The sequence below is a fragment of the Marinobacter goseongensis genome (genome assembly GCF_023156235.1).
Lineage (GTDB): Bacteria > Pseudomonadota > Gammaproteobacteria > Pseudomonadales > Oleiphilaceae > Marinobacter > Marinobacter goseongensis.
In genome coordinates, this window is record NZ_JAKZAI010000001.1 from 32120 (window position 1) to 48410 (window position 16291).

Below are 16291 nucleotides of genomic sequence, written 5' to 3' on the forward strand. Positions count from 1 at the left end.
ATTCAGTCTTCCGGCTGCTCAAGGTCCAGCCACTGCTGCGACAGCCAGAAGTAGCTTCCATCTGTGGCCGGGTGCGTGCAGTTGTATCGGAACCGGCGGCTGTCAAAAGTCTTCGGTGCGGTGATGTGAACGCTGCCGTCTCCCATCTCCTCAATCTCGATTCGCCCCTGTCCCGACGCAAAACAACTCAGCCGACTGACGCTCAGGTTGTCGGGCAACCGGAGTTTCAGCGTCGGTGGGTTATTGGCCAATACCCCGGCTGGCAGCTCATTGGCATCGACGGGAAGCGCCCGGCTCAGTAATTTATCTTTCAGGTTACCAAGCTGGCCGTAGGTATTGGCCATGGGAAAGCGTGGCAGGCGGGTGATGCCGGATGTTTCACCGATGGCGCCGGATTGCTGGCCGAAGGCTATCCAGCCGCGGTCGGACAGCTTTGCCTCGAGGTCTTCGTCGAATTCGCCGTAGGGATAGGCGAACATCGGCACATCGATCTCCAGTTTTTCCTGCAGAATGGCCTGAGCCCGATCGAGGCTGTTGTCCACCCGCGCATCCCAGTCGTCCTGTTGCTCGTTCGGACGCCGCGCCAGGTGGCCGTGATCATGGCTGTGGTTGGCAATGGTGACCCGTTCTTGTTCATTCAGCTCCCGCAGTTGCTCCCAGGTCATGTAGCCGTGGCTGCCCACCGCATCGGTGTTGACGAAGATGGTGTAGGGGTAATCCCGTTGCTCCAGCAGGGGCGCGGCTGCCTCGTAAACCGAATCGTAGGCATCGTCAAACGTGATAGCGACCTGTTTACGATCCCTCAAGTCGCCCCTGAGAGCCGCTTCGGTGGCGTTCTGAAGGGCCACTACCTCAATCTTCTGGTTGGCGATCATATCGAGCTGGCCCTCGAACAGGGACACCGAAGTGCTCGTCGACGGTGGCGTGCTGTCACTGATGTGGTGGTACTGAAGTACGACCAGGTCGGCCCTGACGTTCAGGCTGACCAGGATCAGCAGCAGTCCGCATGCCAGAGATAGAGTGTGCCTTGCCATCAATCGGTCCTCGTCCGGTTTATTGAAAATGCGCCTTGAGAACGGCGAATGCCTGATTCAGCTTCTGTATGCTGTCGGTGTCACCGCCTCGATCGGGATGCGCCTGCATGACCGCGCGCCGAAATCGCTGTTTTACCTCGGGGAAGCCGTCGGGCAGCTGTTGGAATCCCAACACCGAGGCGGCGTCAATAAGTGCCTGCCGTCCCGGCCGCTGCTGAGGCCGGCCACGCCAGAAATTATCCATCATCTGTAGAATGTGATCGTCGGGGAGCTGGTATTGGGACAGATCGAGGTAAAAAGCCCGTAGGGCGTCAACGTGACCCGCGGTTCCGGACCCCGCGACCACCGCACAGTCGTGGAGCCGCAAGTTCAACGGTGAAATGGTCAGTGTTTCACCCCGGGCAAGAAGCTGATCCCGCAGCCGATACAATGCATGGAAGAGCAGAAAATGCACGGGATAGAGTTTCTCGGGTTCGCTGAACTGAACTTTGCCAATCAACTCCCAGGGTCGATTCTGCAGGCGCTTGATCAGGCCCAGCTCGCTTATGCCCTGCGGGCAGCCGCGTAACTCGTGTTCCACCGCAACCAGCAGGTGCTCAATGTGGAGCCTCAGTGCCGGATTCAACGGACTGTCCGGCGACGCGGGGTGTTCCGGGAAGACCGGCTGGCTTTGAATGGGGTTGCTCATGTCGCCATGGTAGGGCAGTGCCCGCCGTTAGGAAAGGGTGTCCAGTCGGCTGAGGCCGCCGAGGAACAGCGTGGCGGCGAAGTGTGCCGCGTCCTGCGCTTCCTGTTCAGCGTTTCCGGGGGCGGCATGGGAGCGTTTTGCGACACGCAGGCTCATTTCATAGGCTACTCCGAAGAACGACGCACAGAGGTAATCCTGATCGACGTCCGGCAACAGGCCCCGGTCGATGGCGTCTCGCACGTCCTCTTCCAGTGACAGCATGGCCAGACCGAGGATGTCCGAACCGAACAGTTCACGGATAGCATGATCGTTTCGATGAGCCAGCTCATACACCAGCGGATCGTTCGCCGTGGCACGGAAAAGAGCGAGGTAGGCAGATCGGATGAAGTCTTCGCCGCTGCCTGCGGCCTTGCGGGATCGGGTTAGATTCAGATTCAACTGATTCAGGAAGTCCGTCAGCAGGGCGGCGAAGATGTCCTGTTTGCTGGAGAAATAATTGTAGAAGGTGCCTGCAGCCAGACCGGTTTTCCGAACGATGTCGCGTATCGTGGAGTTGTCGTAGCCCCGCTCACGAAAACACTCGCGGGCGGCCAGAAGAATGGCATTTCGGTTGCGAATCCGGTTGGATTGCCGTTTACCGAGGGTGTCGTCCTTGCTTCGTAACGTATCCATGTCGCTATCCTGTCCCTGCGTATTTCTCACGCGTATAATCCGTTGCCCACCAATCCTGTGAACGTAGTGTTTTTATGTCCGATGCAGAGCGCCCTGAAAAACTGGAATTCAACAAGCTGCAGAAACGTCTGCGCCGTGAAGTCGGTCAGGCCATAGCAGAATTTTCGATGATTGAAGCCGGTGACAAGGTCATGTGCTGCCTCAGCGGCGGCAAAGATTCCTACGCCATGCTGGACATCCTGCTGCACCTCCAGAAGAGCGCGCCGGTATCCTTTGAGCTGATTGCTGTAAACCTGGATCAGAAACAGCCTGGATTTCCCGAAGACGTGTTACCCCGATATCTGCAAGCCATGGGTATCGAATACCACATCATCGAAAAGGACACGTACAGTATTGTTAAGGAAAAAGTGCCGGAAGGGAAGACCACCTGCGGTCTTTGTTCCCGTCTACGTCGCGGAATTCTCTATAATTTTGCAGAAGAGCAGGGTGTCACCAAGATTGCTCTCGGCCACCACCGGGACGATTTGCTGGAAACTCTGTTTCTGAACATGTTCTATGGTGGCAAGCTGAAGTCGATGCCACCGGTGCTGCACAGCGATGACGGCCGCAACACGGTTATCCGGCCGCTCGCGTTCAGTCGCGAAAAGGACATCGCCCGCTACGCTGCCTTGCGGGAATTCCCGATCATTCCCTGCAATCTGTGCGGGTCTCAGGAAAATCTGCAGCGCCAGGTAATCAAGGAGATGTTTCAGACCTGGGACAAACAGCATCCGGGCCGGCTCGAAACCATGTTTCGTGCGCTGTGTAATGTCGAGCCGTCTCATCTTGCAGACAATACTCTTTACGATTTTCGCGAGGGCAAGCGCCCGGGTGGCGCGCAGGGATCCTCTGTCAGCATGGCGGAGCCTGAGGCTGCGGACTTTGGCCGGCTCGACGTTCTGAATATCTGAAGGGCACACGGTCAAGAGCCGGTGAGACTAACCGCCATGGCCATTATGGAACAGTGTAGCCAGGGGCAGCGTCCAGATGCCGAACGCGATCAACAATGTTCCGGTGAGCTGACGTAAAGGCTTTTTACCCTGAAGTTTGCGCACCCAGGTTGCCGCGTATCCGGTGGCCAGCATTGAGGGCAGCGTACCGAGCCCGAAAAAAGCCATGGTGGCGGCCGCGCTGCCCACTGACGGTTGCAGTGCGGCCCAGCCGAGAGTGCTGTAGACCAGCCCGCAGGGCAGCCAGCCCCATAATCCCCCGAGAGCAACCGCCTGCCATCCATGCTGTATCGGCAGCAGGCGGCGGGTCAGGGGCGACAGCCGGGCCCAGACCGGGGCGCCGATCCGTTCGATATAGCGGATGCCCTGCCACCACTGGGCCATGGACAGCCCCATCAGTATCAACAGCAGTCCGGCCACGGTTCGTAATACTGGCGCCAACTGACTCCACTGGGCCGCAGCGGAGGTGCTGAGCAGCGCCACCAGCGCCGCGATCAGTGCATAGCTGCCGATACGGCCGGCGTTGAAACCGAGCAACATCAGGGTCTGGCGGATTCGGAAACCTTTGCCCACAGGTAACGCCATCGACAAGGACGCGCTGATTCCCCCACACATACCCAGGCAGTGCGTGCTGCCCAGCAGACCAATCACAAAGGCACTGGAATAGCTGAGGTAGAGGCCTTCACTCATCAGTGGTGTGGAGTTTCATCAGTTTCCGGCGCTTCGTCGTTGGGTTTGCGCTCGGCCCTGGGCTTGGCGTCGTCCGGGATCATGTCTTTGTCGTCGTCGAAAAGGATCCGGTGAGCGGGACCTTCGAGATCGTCGTACTGGCCATTCTTCACGGCCCAGGAAAACAGCACCATGCCCAATGCCACGAGAATCAGCATGACGGGAACCAGGATCATTACAATTTCCATGGTGAACCTCGGGGATCGGAGTATGTTCCGGTTACGGTATCAGGAGGGGGTCGGTGCGCCAACCGCCTGAGTACCTTGTTTGTGAGTCGGCCCGGCGCGACCCAGCCTGAGTGCATTCAACACCACGACCAGTGAGCTCAGCGACATGCCGATGGCGGCCAGCCAGGGTGGCACCATACCCGCCGCCGCCAGGGGCAGGGCCAGCACATTGTAACCCAGTGCCCACCCCATGTTCTGGCGAATGATTCGCCGTGTCTGGCGACTGGTTTCCATGGCGTTGACCAGATGAAGCAGCTGGCCATTGAGCAGAACCGCGTCGGCTTTCAACTGGGTCAGGTCGGCTGCGGTGCCCATCGCAACGGATATGCCAGCGCCTGCCATGGAGGGCAGGTCGTTCAGGCCATCCCCCACCATCATCACCTTGCGGCCCTCGGCAGTGAGCCGCTCTAGCACCGCCAGCTTGTCTTCAGGCGATGCCTGTCCGATAGCCTCGTCTACGCCAAGGCGGCGGGCGATCTGTTCCACATGCCCGGAGCGATCGCCGCTGAGCAGAAGCGTCCTGATTCCGGCTTCTCTCAGCCGGTTTACGGTTTCCCGAGCATCGGCCCGGGGCTCGTCGTCCAGGGAAAAGCGTGCCAGCCATTCCTCGCTCGTGGCCAGCCAGATTTCCATGCCCGGACCGTTGGTCCCGGCGGGCATAGCGGCTGAGGTGTGCTCGCCAACAAAGGCACTGTGGCCGATGAACACGGGTTTACCCTTCCAGTACCCGGAGAGCCCACCACCCAGATGGTTGGTAACCTCCGTCACGGTGTGGCCTGGTACATCATGGAATACTTTTGCAATCGGGTGCTCCGAGTGTTTTTCCAGCCCGGCGGCCAGGCGGCGGCAGTCAGATCCGCTCAGGCTGCCGGTCACATCGGTTTCGATCAGGCTCAGCTCGCCGCGGGTCAGGGTGCCGGTCTTGTCAAAGACCACCGTATCGACGTCGTTCAGGGACTCCAGGGTATGGCCCCGGGTGGGTAGGAAACCCAGACGGCGGAGCCGGACGGTGGCCGACGTGATCGCAGTAGGCGTTGCCAGTGATAATGCACAGGGACAGGTAACGACCAGAACCGACAGGGTGATGTCGAAGGCGTTGTCGGCGCCGGCCAGCCACCAGCCGATCCACACCAGCGGGGTGAGAATCAGCACGCGACTGACGAAGGTGCCGGCGATGCGGTCTGCCATGCGGGCGACAGGGGGCTTCTCGGCCTGAACCCGGTCGAGTATCCGCAGGATGCCGGACAGCCGCGTCTGGGCCCCCGCCTGGTGCACCCGGATGTCCAGGGGGTTCTCGCCGTTCACGCTGCCGGCGTGCACGGCATCGCCCGGGTGGCGGGTTTCGGGCAGGTATTCTCCGGTTAGCGCGGCTTCGTTGAGGGTAGAGTGCCCGCTGGTAATGAGGCCGTCCACCGGCAGGGTTTCTCCTGGTCGAACACGCACAATGTCGCCCGGTTTCAGCTCGTGTGTGGCCACTATATCTGACTGTCCTGCCACGATGCGGGTCGCAACGCCGGGCTGAAATCCGGCGAGGGCGTTGCCGGTCAGGCCGGCCCGGTATCGGGCCTGCATTTCTATGTACCGCCCCAGTAACAGGAAAAAGGTGAACATGCACACCGACTCGAAATAGACTTCATCGCCGCCGACCACCGTGACCCAGGCGCTCGCGCTGTAGGCCAGTCCGATGGCAATGGCAACGGGCACGTCCATGGTCAGGTGCCGGCTGCGAAAATCGCGGAGGGCGTTGCGAAAGAATGGTCGGGCACTGAACAGCACCACGGGGGTGGCGACCAGCAGGCTGAACCAGCGGAAGAAAGTGATAAAGTCCGCAGACAGTTCGCTGATCAGCTCGAAATACAAGGGAAAGGCCAGCATCATGCTCTGCACGGTGCCGATCCCGGCTACGGCGAGCCGAATCAGGGTGGTGCGGTGTTCGGCCTTGAGTGCCTGTTCGGCGTCGTCCGCCTGATAAGGGCGGACGCGATACCCCAGTTCATGGATGGCGATCAGCAGATCGCTCAGTGCGGCGTGCTCTGCAGACCAGAGCAAGCGGGCCCTCTGGGTGCTGTGGTTGACGGAGAAGGACTGCACCCCTGGCTGTCTTGCCATGTGGTTTTCCAGCAGCCAGATGCAGGCCGCGCAGGTAATGCCTTCAATCAGAAGCAGGGCCTCCTGGCCTCCCTTGACCGCGGCAACAAACGTGGACTGCACCAGCGGGTGATCGAGCTCACGAATCCGGTCGCGTTCGATGTCAGTCAGTTGTTTCGGTGTGGCCGCGGGCTCAGTGCGGTACTGGTAGAAACCGGTCAAACCTTCGGCGCGAATGGTTTCGCACACCGCTTTACAGCCCTGGCAGCAAAAACGCCGGGCTTCGCCGTCAAGCTCCAGGGTAATCGGTGGCTCGCCGTCGGCCGGTTCACCACAGTGAAAACAGGGCAGGGCGCTCACTCGATTCAGCGGCTTGCCTTGCCAACCTGGATCGCATCGTCGGAGGGTAACGACGTCTCACCTTTCAGGCGCCAGTCATTCTCCGGGCTGCGCAGGTCGAAATACCAGCGACCACTGACGTCCTGATTGAGCGTCGCGCGGTAGGTATTCTCTCCGGTGCGCTTGAACTGAACCGTCTGATCTTTGTCCGCGATGGTGGGGTGGAACAGGTTGAGGATCAGGTAGGGGTAATTCACCTGCCCGGCGTCGCTGGTCAGCGACAGGCGGACGTCGCGGTCAGAAAACGCAAACTCACCGTGCAGGCCCAGATCCTTGGCTTTCTGGTCCCGGGCGATCTGCATGTTGATGCCGCGCCCCTGCTTGGAGTAGTCATCGGTGACCATGTCGTTGTCTGTGTTCATCGCCACTGTGATGGCAATGGTGCACCAGGTGATGGAGGCCAGCGGAAAGGCCAGCAGGAACCAGAGCCAGGGCTGGCGGTACCAGGGTTTAACGGCTTCATCATTCATAACAGCAATCTCTCAGACAGGGTCGTTTCCGCATGGTGGCGGTCAGGCTAGCGGTTAGGACCGACAAAACGGCTTTCGGTTTCAAGAATCAGGGATTCATCGCTTTCGGAACTGATCTGGAAACGGATCGTGTTGTTGCTCTGGGTGATGATCTCCGGATCCACGTCCACCACTGTCGGCAAGGAGCGATTCTCACCGCTGACGACGGTTACGGTGGTGTCGGTCAGCACTCTCATGCCTTCCATACCCGAAACGGCAATGCTGAAGGTGTGCGGCACCTCCGCCATGTTGGCGATTTTCAGGGTGTAGGTGTTTTCTATGCGACCATCGCCATTGAAGTTGAACAGCGCGCCGCGATCTCGCAGGACATCCAGCTGGGCCGGCACGCGGGTGGCGAGCACGAAGACGATGGCACCGATCATGATCGCCAGTACAGCGCCGTATCCGAAGGTACGGGGGCGCAGCAGTTTTGAGGGTTTGCCCTCAAGCTCATTTTCGGTGGTGTAACGGATCAGCCCCCTGGGGTACTCCATCTTGTCCATGATCTCATCGCAGGCATCAATGCACAGTGCACACCCGATGCACTCGTACTGTAGACCATCGCGGATATCGATACCGGTAGGGCACACCTGAACACACTGGCCGCAGTCAATGCAGTCGCCGAGGCCCAGGTCTGCCGGGTTCGCATCCTTTCGGCGGCCACCCCGGGGTTCGCCACGATTGGGGTCGTAGGAAACCACCCGGGTATCGGGATCAAACATCACCGACTGGAAGCGGGCATAGGGGCACATGTACAGACAGACCTGCTCGCGCATCCAGCCCGCGTTCAGGTAGGTGGCAACGGTGAAAAAGCCTACCCAAAAGAAGGCCCAGCCATTGGCCTGAAGGGTGAAAAGGTCAGCCAGCAGCTCGCGAATCGGATAAAAATAACCGACGAACGTCAGGCCCGTCGCGAGGGCGATCAGAAGCCACGCGGTGTGCTTGAGGGATTTCTTGATCACTTTCTGCGACGAGCGCGGGGCCTTGTCCAGCTTCATGCGCTGGTTGCGGCTGCCCTCGATACGTTCTTCCACCCACATGAAAATGAACGTCCACACGGTTTGCGGGCAGGTGTAGCCGCACCAGACCCGGCCAAACAGGGTGGTAATAAAGAACAGGCCAAAGGCGCTGATGATCAGCATCCCCGAGAGCAGAAAGAAATCCTTCGGGTAGAAGGTGGTGCCATACAGATGAAACTCCCGGGCCGGGAGGTCGAAGTGGATGAGGGGCTGACCGTCCAGGGTGAGCCAGACGAACAGGAAGTACATGCCCATCAGCAACAACAGGCTGACGTTACGGATACGCTGAAAGAAGCCTTCGACTTCTTTCACATAGATTTTCTTGCGGCTGGCGTAAAGCTCGACGGTTCCGGATTTGTTGTTTTTGTCGGAGGGGTCAGAGGATGGGTCAACCTGTTTGACCGGAATCTCGCTGCTCATCGTTTCCTCCCGATGAAAATTAGCCCACGGCGTGATCCGGGGGCTTCAGATCTTCTCAAGCCTGTGCCCGCACGCAGACACAGGGTTGAGCAGACCAGGCCGGAACCGGGGTTCCGGCCGGACACTCAGTTGGACAGACTGTAAACGTAGGCCGCCAGAATCTGGATCTGGTCGTCGGAGAGACGATCGCTCTGGGCCGGCATCTGGTTTTGCCGACCGTTGACCACCGTGTCACGAATCCAGTCGTAAGTTGAGCCATACAGCCAGATATTGTCCGTCAGGTTGGGTGCGCCCAGCGCCTGGTTACCCTTGCCGTCCGCACCGTGGCAGGCTACACAGCCCTGAGCGAACACGGCTTCGCCGGCTTTTGCAGCCTCCGCGTCTTTCTCGCGACCGCTGTAGGCCAGTACGAAGTTGACCACCTGATCGACCTGCTCGTTGGTCATGTTCGGCATGGTGCCCTTGGCCGGCATGGCGCCGTTACGACCCTGGTGCAGTGTCGTCAGGATGTTGTCAGGCGCGCCCCCGTAAAGCCAGTCGTTGTCGGTCAGGTTCGGGAAACCGAGTGACCCACGCCCGGCAGAGCCGTGACATACCGCGCAGTTGTTGGCAAACAGCCGCTGACCCATTTTCATGGCATCTTCGTTTTCGGCCAGTTCCGGTACCGGGGTGTCGCCGTAGCGGGCGTAGAGCTCGCTGTAACGGGCATCCGCTTTCTGAACTTCCGCTTCCCACTGGTTGGTAGAGCTCCAGCCAAGCAGACCCTGGAAGTTACCCAGGCCGGGGTACAGTGCCAGGTAGCCGAGGGCAAAAATGCACGTGGCGATGAAAAGATAGAACCACCACTTGGGAAGTGGGTTATCAAGCTCTTCAATACCATCGAAGGAATGGCCCGTGGTCCGGTCTGTTTCGGTGTCGGTGGTCTGGCCCTTGCGTGTTGCCATTAGCAGCCACCAGCAACCGAAAATAGTACCGAGCACGATCACGCTGATCCAGATGCTCCAGAAGGTACTCATTGCTTTTTCTCCGTTTTTTCCTGTTCAAGAGTACGCTTTTCCACTTCGTCGTCGTCGAAGGGCAAGTGGGCCGCCTCGTCGTTCGCTTTCTTGCGGTGGGCGCTGTACGCCCACCAGACGATGCCGAGAAACATCGCCATGATGACAAGGGTGTGAATGCCGCGTAACTCGTTCAAATCCATCGGGATCACCGTTTCTCAGAAATCACTGTGCCCAGCTGTTGCAGGTAGGCCACCAGCGCTTCGATTTCGAATTTGCCCTCAACTTCCGCAGCTGCCTCGGCAATCTGCTCGTCGGTATAGGGCACGCCCAGTGTTTGCAGTGTCTTCATTTTTGCTTCTGTGTCCGTGTGGTCCACCCGGTCCTCGAACAGCCAGGGGAAAGCCGGCATGTTGGACTCGGGCACAACGCTGCGCGGATCGTACAGGTGCTGGCGCTGCCAGGCGTCGGAATAACGACCGCCGACACGGGCGAGATCCGGACCGGTACGCTTGGAGCCCCACAGGAACGGGCGCTCATAAACGAACTCACCCGCAACAGAGTAGTGGCCGTAGCGCTCGGTTTCCGCACGGAACGGACGGATCTGCTGGGTGTGGCACACGTGGCAGCCTTCGCGGATATAAATATCGCGACCTTCCAGCTCCAGCGCCGACAGCGGCTCAAGGCCCGCAACCGGCTCGTTGGTATCCTTACTGAAGAACAGCGGCACAACTTCGGCCAGAAACCCGCCACTGATGGTGAGGATGATCAGCACGATCATCAGGCCCAGGTTTTTCTCGACAATTTCGTGTTTCATCTTGATTCTCTCCCGTTACGCCGGCTGTGCCGCTGCGCTGTCAACTGCCACAGCATCTTTCTGGCGAACGGTCATGTAGGTGTTGTAAGCCATGACCAGCATGCCTGTGAGGAAAATCGCACCGCCGATGAAGCGAACAAAGTAACCGGGCCAGGAAGCTTCCAGTGCCTCAACAAAACTGTAGGTCAGCGTGCCGTCCTGGTTGACTGCGCGCCACATAAGGCCCTGCATGATGCCGTTGACCCACATCGCAACGATATACAGTACGGTGCCAACGGTGGCCAGCCAGAAGTGGACGTTGATCAGGCTGGTGCTGTACATGGCGGGTACGCCCCACAGCTTCGGCACCAGGTGGTAGATGGCGCCAATACTGATCATGGCTACCCAGCCCAGCGCACCTGAGTGCACGTGGCCAATGGTCCAGTCGGTGTTGTGCGACAGCGCGTTGACGGTCTTGATCGCCATCATCGGACCCTCGAAGGTGGACATGCCGTAGAACGACAGGGACACCACCAGGAAACGCAGAATTGGATCGGTGCGCAGTTTGTGCCATGCGCCGGACAGCGTCATCATGCCGTTGATCATGCCGCCCCAGGACGGTGCCAGCAGAATCAGCGACATCACCATGCCGGCCGTCTGAGCCCAATCAGGCAGGGCGCTATAGTGCAGGTGGTGACCACCGGCCCATACGTAGGTGGCGATCAGCGCCCAGAAGTGGACGATCGACAGGCGGTAGGAGTAAACCGGACGGTTAGCCTGCTTGGGAACGAAGTAGTACATCATGCCCAGGAAGCCGGCGGTGAGGAAGAAGCCTACGGCGTTGTGGCCATACCACCATTGCATCATGGCGTCAGTGACACCGGCGTACGCGGAGTAGGACTTGAACGCGGTGGCTGGCAGCGCAAGGTTGTTACCGATGTGCAGCACCGCGACGGTCAGAATGAACGCGCCGTAAAACCAGTTTGCAACGTAGATGTGCGGCGTGCTGCGTTTGGTGACGGTTCCGAAGAATACCAGAGCATACGTAACCCACACGACGGCAATGGCAATATCGATTGGCCACTCGAGCTCGGCATATTCTTTTGTTGAAGTAAGACCCATTGGCAGGGTAATGATGGCGGCTACCATAACGGCCTGCCAGCCCCAGAACGTAAACGCCGCCAGGCTGTCCGAAATCAGGCGGGCCTGACAGGTGCGCTGTACAACGTAATAAGAGGTGGCGAAGAGAGCAGAGCCACCGAACCCGAAGATGACCAGGTTGGTGTGCAGCGGTCTCAGCCGACCGAAGTGAGTCCAGGAGAAGTCAAGGTTCATTGACGGCCAAACAAGTTGGGATGCGATTAGCACACCCATGCCCATGCCAACAATGCCCCAGACCAACGTCATGATGGCGAACTGTCGCACCACCTTGTAGTTGTATGTCAGGTTTGCATTTACTGTGCTCATAGCCTTACCAATGGGTTTAGAGTGGGGAAATATGCGGGCGCAAGTATGGAGAAACCATAAACGCTTTGCAATGACTCAGGTCAACTCCTGAGGTGCGTCAAAGGCGCCCAAATCAGCAACATGGAGCGTAAATGGACGACCGGTTTTTGCCGCTTTTGTATGGGTGATTATACTGTGCCGCTTTGGCGATCCTGCCCCCCAATAGTAGAAGTACATAGTCCACAGGTGAAATGCATGGCGTTATTTACTGAAAATGGTAATAAACCCGATGGGCCGGTGCTGTTGTTGGCACATGGCGCCGGGGCACCGGCAGACTCGCCGTTCATGAACGGACTGACCGGATTCCTGGCTCAGAGCGGTGTGACCACGGTGCGATTCGAGTTTCCCTACATGCAAAAACGCCGGGAAGACGGCAAAAAACGCCCCCCCGATCGGCAGCCGGCATTGTTGCTGAGCTTTGGGCAGATGATCGACCATCTGTCGGCGGGATCGCTGGCCCACCGACCACTGTTTATCGGTGGTAAATCAATGGGCGGGCGCATGGCCAGCCTGTTAGGCGCTGAGCCCACGTTGACCGGCCGCTTTCGGGGAGTGGTGTGTTTCGGCTACCCCTTCCACCCGCCCGGGAAGCCGGACCGCTGGCGTACCGGGCATTTCGGTGACCTCTGGTGCCCGCAGCTGGTGGTTCAGGGTACCCGCGATCCTTTTGGCAAACGCGAGGAGGTCAGCGCACGGATACCCCCGTGCGCATTGGTTGACATAGCCTGGCTGGAGGGTGGCGATCATGATTTCAAGCCACTGGCGCGGCAGGTCGAGAGCCACTCGCAGCTGCTGCAGAGGGCCGCGCAGTCGGCATCCGCCTTCATGCACGGGAAACCCGGGGCAGAGCATTGAACGTTACCGGGTCACGGTACCGCTTCCGCATCGGTTAGCGCGACGCGATCTCTTCCGGAGGCCTTGGCCTGATACAGGGCTTCGTCTGCCCGTCGGAACAGCTCCTGATCGAGCTCAGCTGGATCCAGTCGTGCCACGCCGGCGCTCAAGGTAATGATGACCTCGGAACCGTCCTCCGCATTGATGGGAGTGTGGCGCATGTCATCGAGGATGTCCTGGCACACGCGGCAAGCACCCTCGCTGTCGGTGCCCGGTAACAGCAGAGCGAACTCCTCGCCGCCGAACCGGATCACCACGTCCCGAGGCCGTTTGACGTGTTGGCTCAGAATGTCGGCAATGCGCTGCAGGCACAGGTCACCGAAGCTGTGACCATAGGTGTCGTTGATGCGCTTGAAATGATCCGCGTCAATCAGCGCCAACGTCAGGGGCTGGCTGGTGCGGCGCGCTTCAGCGCACAGTTCCGGGAGGATATTGTCCAAGTGGCGCCGATTGTACAGGCCGGTGAGGGCATCATTGAGGCTCAGGGTGGCGAGTTTGCGGTTGGCCCTTTCCAGTTCCCGCATCGTGTTACGCAACTGAGCCGTGCGTTCATGCACCTTGATTTCCAGTTCGCTGCGGGCGTTGTGCTCCACATCCAGCAGTTTCTGGTTCAACAGCCGCCAACGCTGCACCATAGCGTAGTTCAGCAAAATCACCTGAGCGCCGATGGCGGTCAGCATGAAGAACTCGCGGGCCAGGAAATCGGCCAGGTATCCGAATGCCGCGAGTGCATAGATCAGCGCGCCGACCAGCATTACCGACCAGGCAAGCACGTACCAAAGTGCTGGCAGGTAGCCCTGCCGCCAGCGCAGAACGCCAATCACAAACAGGCTGCCGATCACCGTGAGGGCGAGGGTGGTATTGAGCAAAATAGAGCGGTTGTAGGGCAACATGAAGGTGACGACCAGCAGCACCGCAGATGCCCAGGCCTGAGCTCGCAAAGTGGTGGCGGCCAGTGTGTCCGGAGCGATTTCCAGGAAGGAGCGGCCGAACAGGGTCATGGCCAGGGCGCACACCGCGATCAGCAATGGGATGGAAGTATTGGCGAAGCCGGTGCTGTCTGGCCAGAAGTACTGATTTGCAAAGCCGCCCATGGCAAACAGGAACAGCCCCATGGTGGCCATGTAGAAGGCGTTGTGAAAGTAATACACCGTTCCCGAGCTGAAAAACAGCAGCAGGTTAAAGACAGCGAATACCAACAGGGCTCCGTAGAAAAGCCCGTGGGTCAGAGTCAGGTGGTTGCTGTCGGCTACCATGGTGTCGGGAGTTTCCAGAGACAGTGGAACGTTGAGGGCGCCGCTGCTCTGAATCCTCAGGGTGATACCCTAGGACTCACCGGTATTCAGCGTGACGGGCAGCAGGAAATACCGGTAATCTATGCCCCGCGACAGGAACGGGTATTGGTCACCGGTGGTTAGCGAGGTGGTCCGTTCGGCGCCGGTCTGCCAGAAGGTGACTTCATCAAGCAGCGGATAGTTCAGCTTCAGATACCAGAAGCCCTGTGATGCGCCGGAATTGGTCAGGTGCAGGTGCACCCAGTACACCGAATCGGTATGAGTAAACACCAGGTCATGGCCGCGGGCCTCCTGCCACTCCATGGATGCGGGCAGCTCGTCCGGGCTGGCCGCCCGATGCGCGGGATCGTCGGGCGCTGCGGCATGAAAACAGACGTGATTCATCAATCGTTCCCGCTGCGCGGCATCGCTGGCGTCCAGAACGGGGCAGGGGCTGCCAGGGTGCGCTTCCAGTGTCATGGGCATGCCCGACAGCACAGCAAGCGCCAACACGGTGAAGGTGCGCAGGTAAAGCAACATGAACGAATTCCTGCAAAAAAAGAAGTCTGTCAGTGTAACGCCCGACGGCGCGGCGCATTGTTAAACAGTTTCAAATTCTCGACGGTTTCCGTGACGGATGTCGTAAAAAAGGTGATTCATGGAGTACGTGATCTTGTTCTGTCGGCCGGGGTTTGAAACCGAGGCTGGCCGCGAAATGACCGATGCCGCAGCAGAAAAAGGCGTTTTCGGTTACTTTCAGCCCTCCGGCAGCCATGGCTACCTGACGTTTTTCCTGACCGGCCCCGAGGGCGCGACCACGCTGATGCAGCGTCTTAGCCTCGATGAACTGGTGTTTGTCAGGGACTGGTTCATCGGTTTGGCCGATGTTGAATTGCCGCCGGAGGATCGTGTTGGAGCCATCTCAGAGGCCTTGAGGTCAGTAGCATCCGGTTTTCCCAACTGCGCCCGGGTGGACGTGCGCTTGCCGGAGAATAACGCCGATCGGGATCTGGGGAACTTTGCCCGCAAGTGGGTGGCGCCGCTATCGAAGGGGTTGCGGGGTGCCGGTCTGCTGAAACCCGATGCCAACGCGTCTGCCCCGGCCCGGCTCGATATTCTTCTGACCGGTTTTCAGCGGGCTCTGGTAGGCATCAGCCTGTCAGATAACCGTGCGCGTTACGCTGGCGGTATCGCCCGGTTGCGGTTTCCGGCCTCGGCTCCAAGCCGCTCAACGTTGAAACTGGAAGAAGCCTGGAAAGTGTTTTTGCCGCCAGACCGGGTACTGGACTATCTGGGCGGTGGCAAGCGTGCGGTGGATCTGGGTGCGGCGCCAGGTGGCTGGACGTGGCAATTGGTGAATCAGGGGATGATGGTCACCGCCGTCGACAACGGCCCGATGAACGCCGAATTGATGGCGTCGGGGCAGGTCGAGCATATGGAAGCGGACGGCTATTTCTGGAAACCGAAAAGCCCGGTGGACTGGATGGTGTGTGACATTGTTGACCACCCGCGCCGGAGCTCCCACATGGCGGTTGACTGGCTCAAAAGTGGCCTCTGTCGGTTTACCATCTTCAACCTCAAGCTGCCCATGAAGAAACGCTACGAGGAGTGGCTGATTTGCCGCGAGATCATCGAGAGCGCGCTGGCGGAGAGCGATCAGAGGTTCCGCCTCCGGGCTCGGCACCTGTATCACGACCGGGAAGAGATTACCTGCTTTGTGGAGCGGTTGGGGTGAGGCGGAAACCCGAGCGGTCAGCTCTGTGTGAGCACGGTAATGGCTTCGTCCCGGTCCATCATTGGCTGAAGTTCTGTGAGCAGGCCTTTCCGCTCCTCGGAGTGATACCACTGGTCCCAGTCGGCTTCGGAGCGCCAGTTTGCCAGGGTAAGCCGATGGTTCGGGTCGTGGGCGTCCACCAGGGTCTCCCCGGAGATGAATCCGGGCGCGCTGACGGCCTGTTGCAACACCTTGCGTGACCGTTCTTCGTAGGCCGATTCCAGCGATTCAGCAACGTGACGTTCAATCAGTACCCGGATCATTGTTTACCTCGTAAC

18 protein-coding genes are annotated in these 16291 nt (G+C 59.3%); 3 read left to right on the forward strand and 15 right to left on the reverse strand.

Going from position 1 to position 16291, the window contains the following annotated elements; translation table 11 throughout:
- Positions 1-2: 2 nt before the first annotated feature.
- The 3 genes from MLC70_RS00150 to MLC70_RS00160 are packed head-to-tail and all read right to left on the reverse strand — an operon-like array spanning position 3 to position 2394.
- Positions 3-1034 carry a polysaccharide deacetylase family protein gene (locus MLC70_RS00150; RefSeq protein WP_248180948.1) on the reverse strand — a complete coding sequence of 344 codons (1032 nt, stop codon included), beginning with the start codon at positions 1032-1034 and terminating at the stop codon, positions 3-5.
- Positions 1035-1053: 19 nt separating this feature from the next.
- Positions 1054-1722: a DNA-J related domain-containing protein gene (locus tag MLC70_RS00155; protein WP_248180949.1), complete on the reverse strand. Its 669-nt coding sequence runs from the start codon at positions 1720-1722 to the stop codon at positions 1054-1056.
- Positions 1723-1749: 27 nt separating this feature from the next.
- Entirely contained in the window at positions 1750-2394 is a 645-nt protein-coding gene (locus MLC70_RS00160; RefSeq protein WP_248180950.1) for a TetR/AcrR family transcriptional regulator, read from the reverse strand.
- Positions 2395-2468: 74 nt separating this feature from the next.
- Between MLC70_RS00160 and ttcA the strand changes: the two genes are divergently transcribed.
- The gene (ttcA, locus tag MLC70_RS00165) at positions 2469-3344 is read left to right on the forward strand and encodes a tRNA 2-thiocytidine(32) synthetase TtcA (protein WP_248180951.1); all 876 of its coding nucleotides are present in this window, start codon (positions 2469-2471) and stop codon (positions 3342-3344) included.
- Positions 3345-3371: 27 nt separating this feature from the next.
- Here the strand turns inward: ttcA and MLC70_RS00170 are convergent, their stop codons facing one another.
- The 9 genes from MLC70_RS00170 to ccoN form a co-directional block, all read right to left on the reverse strand.
- Positions 3372-4073 (reverse strand): sulfite exporter TauE/SafE family protein, encoded by a 702-nt coding sequence (locus tag MLC70_RS00170; RefSeq protein WP_248180952.1) that lies wholly within the window; start codon positions 4071-4073, stop codon positions 3372-3374.
- Complete coding sequence (gene ccoS, locus MLC70_RS00175; protein ID WP_248180953.1) at positions 4073-4288, reverse strand: cbb3-type cytochrome oxidase assembly protein CcoS; 216 nt, start codon at positions 4286-4288, stop codon at positions 4073-4075. Before ccoS ends, MLC70_RS00170 begins: the two co-directional genes overlap by 1 nt.
- Positions 4289-4339: 51 nt before the next feature.
- Positions 4340-6787 (reverse strand): heavy metal translocating P-type ATPase, encoded by a 2448-nt coding sequence (locus tag MLC70_RS00180; RefSeq protein ID WP_248180954.1) that lies wholly within the window; start codon positions 6785-6787, stop codon positions 4340-4342.
- Between the two features lie 5 nt (positions 6788-6792).
- Positions 6793-7296, reverse strand: coding sequence for a FixH family protein (locus tag MLC70_RS00185; protein ID WP_248180955.1), 504 nt, complete (start codon positions 7294-7296; stop codon positions 6793-6795).
- A 47-nt stretch (positions 7297-7343) separates the two neighbouring features.
- Complete coding sequence (ccoG, locus tag MLC70_RS00190) at positions 7344-8774, reverse strand: cytochrome c oxidase accessory protein CcoG (protein ID WP_248180956.1); 1431 nt, start codon at positions 8772-8774, stop codon at positions 7344-7346.
- Positions 8775-8899: 125 nt separating this feature from the next.
- Entirely contained in the window at positions 8900-9790 is an 891-nt protein-coding gene (gene ccoP, locus MLC70_RS00195) for a cytochrome-c oxidase, cbb3-type subunit III (RefSeq protein ID WP_248180957.1), read from the reverse strand.
- Entirely contained in the window at positions 9787-9972 is a 186-nt protein-coding gene (locus tag MLC70_RS00200; protein WP_248180958.1) for a cbb3-type cytochrome oxidase subunit 3, read from the reverse strand. Before MLC70_RS00200 ends, ccoP begins: the two co-directional genes overlap by 4 nt.
- 5 nt (positions 9973-9977) lie before the next feature.
- On the reverse strand, positions 9978-10586 hold the full coding sequence (ccoO, locus tag MLC70_RS00205; protein WP_248180959.1) for a cytochrome-c oxidase, cbb3-type subunit II: 609 nt from the start codon (positions 10584-10586) through the stop codon (positions 9978-9980).
- Between the two features lie 15 nt (positions 10587-10601).
- Positions 10602-12032: a cytochrome-c oxidase, cbb3-type subunit I gene (ccoN, locus tag MLC70_RS00210; RefSeq protein ID WP_248180960.1), complete on the reverse strand. Its 1431-nt coding sequence runs from the start codon at positions 12030-12032 to the stop codon at positions 10602-10604.
- Between the two features lie 234 nt (positions 12033-12266).
- On the opposite strand from ccoN, the gene MLC70_RS00215 reads away from it, so the two are divergent.
- Positions 12267-12926: an alpha/beta family hydrolase gene (locus tag MLC70_RS00215; protein ID WP_248180961.1), complete on the forward strand. Its 660-nt coding sequence runs from the start codon at positions 12267-12269 to the stop codon at positions 12924-12926.
- A gap of 11 nt (positions 12927-12937) precedes the next feature.
- Here the strand turns inward: MLC70_RS00215 and MLC70_RS00220 are convergent, their stop codons facing one another.
- Positions 12938-14221, reverse strand: coding sequence for a sensor domain-containing diguanylate cyclase (locus MLC70_RS00220; protein WP_248180962.1), 1284 nt, complete (start codon positions 14219-14221; stop codon positions 12938-12940).
- Between the two features lie 69 nt (positions 14222-14290).
- Complete coding sequence (locus MLC70_RS00225; protein ID WP_248180963.1) at positions 14291-14779, reverse strand: 7TMR-DISMED2 domain-containing protein; 489 nt, start codon at positions 14777-14779, stop codon at positions 14291-14293.
- Positions 14780-14897: 118 nt separating this feature from the next.
- Between MLC70_RS00225 and rlmM the strand changes: the two genes are divergently transcribed.
- Positions 14898-15974: a 23S rRNA (cytidine(2498)-2'-O)-methyltransferase RlmM gene (gene rlmM, locus MLC70_RS00230; RefSeq protein ID WP_248180964.1), complete on the forward strand. Its 1077-nt coding sequence runs from the start codon at positions 14898-14900 to the stop codon at positions 15972-15974.
- Between the two features lie 17 nt (positions 15975-15991).
- Here the strand turns inward: rlmM and MLC70_RS00235 are convergent, their stop codons facing one another.
- Positions 15992-16276 (reverse strand): antibiotic biosynthesis monooxygenase family protein, encoded by a 285-nt coding sequence (locus tag MLC70_RS00235; protein WP_248180965.1) that lies wholly within the window; start codon positions 16274-16276, stop codon positions 15992-15994.
- Between the last annotated feature and the right edge of the window lie 15 nt (positions 16277-16291).

Bases quoted from the DNA above. Each gene is read 5' to 3' on its own strand.
- ccoG (WP_248180956.1), bottom strand. From the start codon at position 8,774: ATGAGCAGCGAGATTCCGGTCAAACAGGTTGACCCATCCTCTGACCCC.
- ccoO (WP_248180959.1), bottom strand. From the start codon at position 10,586: ATGAAACACGAAATTGTCGAGAAAAACCTGGGCCTGATGATCGTGCTG.
- MLC70_RS00225 (WP_248180963.1), bottom strand. From the start codon at position 14,779: ATGTTGCTTTACCTGCGCACCTTCACCGTGTTGGCGCTTGCTGTGCTG.
- ttcA (WP_248180951.1), top strand. From the start codon at position 2,469: ATGTCCGATGCAGAGCGCCCTGAAAAACTGGAATTCAACAAGCTGCAG.
- MLC70_RS00235 (WP_248180965.1), bottom strand. From the start codon at position 16,276: ATGATCCGGGTACTGATTGAACGTCACGTTGCTGAATCGCTGGAATCG.
- MLC70_RS00200 (WP_248180958.1), bottom strand. From the start codon at position 9,972: ATGGATTTGAACGAGTTACGCGGCATTCACACCCTTGTCATCATGGCG.
- ccoN (WP_248180960.1), bottom strand. From the start codon at position 12,032: ATGAGCACAGTAAATGCAAACCTGACATACAACTACAAGGTGGTGCGA.
- rlmM (WP_248180964.1), top strand. From the start codon at position 14,898: ATGGAGTACGTGATCTTGTTCTGTCGGCCGGGGTTTGAAACCGAGGCT.
- MLC70_RS00155 (WP_248180949.1), bottom strand. From the start codon at position 1,722: ATGAGCAACCCCATTCAAAGCCAGCCGGTCTTCCCGGAACACCCCGCG.
- ccoS (WP_248180953.1), bottom strand. From the start codon at position 4,288: ATGATCCTGGTTCCCGTCATGCTGATTCTCGTGGCATTGGGCATGGTG.
- MLC70_RS00215 (WP_248180961.1), top strand. From the start codon at position 12,267: ATGGCGTTATTTACTGAAAATGGTAATAAACCCGATGGGCCGGTGCTG.
- MLC70_RS00150 (WP_248180948.1), bottom strand. From the start codon at position 1,034: ATGGCAAGGCACACTCTATCTCTGGCATGCGGACTGCTGCTGATCCTG.
- MLC70_RS00185 (WP_248180955.1), bottom strand. From the start codon at position 7,296: ATGAATGATGAAGCCGTTAAACCCTGGTACCGCCAGCCCTGGCTCTGG.
- MLC70_RS00170 (WP_248180952.1), bottom strand. From the start codon at position 4,073: ATGAGTGAAGGCCTCTACCTCAGCTATTCCAGTGCCTTTGTGATTGGT.
- ccoP (WP_248180957.1), bottom strand. From the start codon at position 9,790: ATGAGTACCTTCTGGAGCATCTGGATCAGCGTGATCGTGCTCGGTACT.
- MLC70_RS00220 (WP_248180962.1), bottom strand. From the start codon at position 14,221: ATGGTAGCCGACAGCAACCACCTGACTCTGACCCACGGGCTTTTCTAC.
- MLC70_RS00160 (WP_248180950.1), bottom strand. From the start codon at position 2,394: ATGGATACGTTACGAAGCAAGGACGACACCCTCGGTAAACGGCAATCC.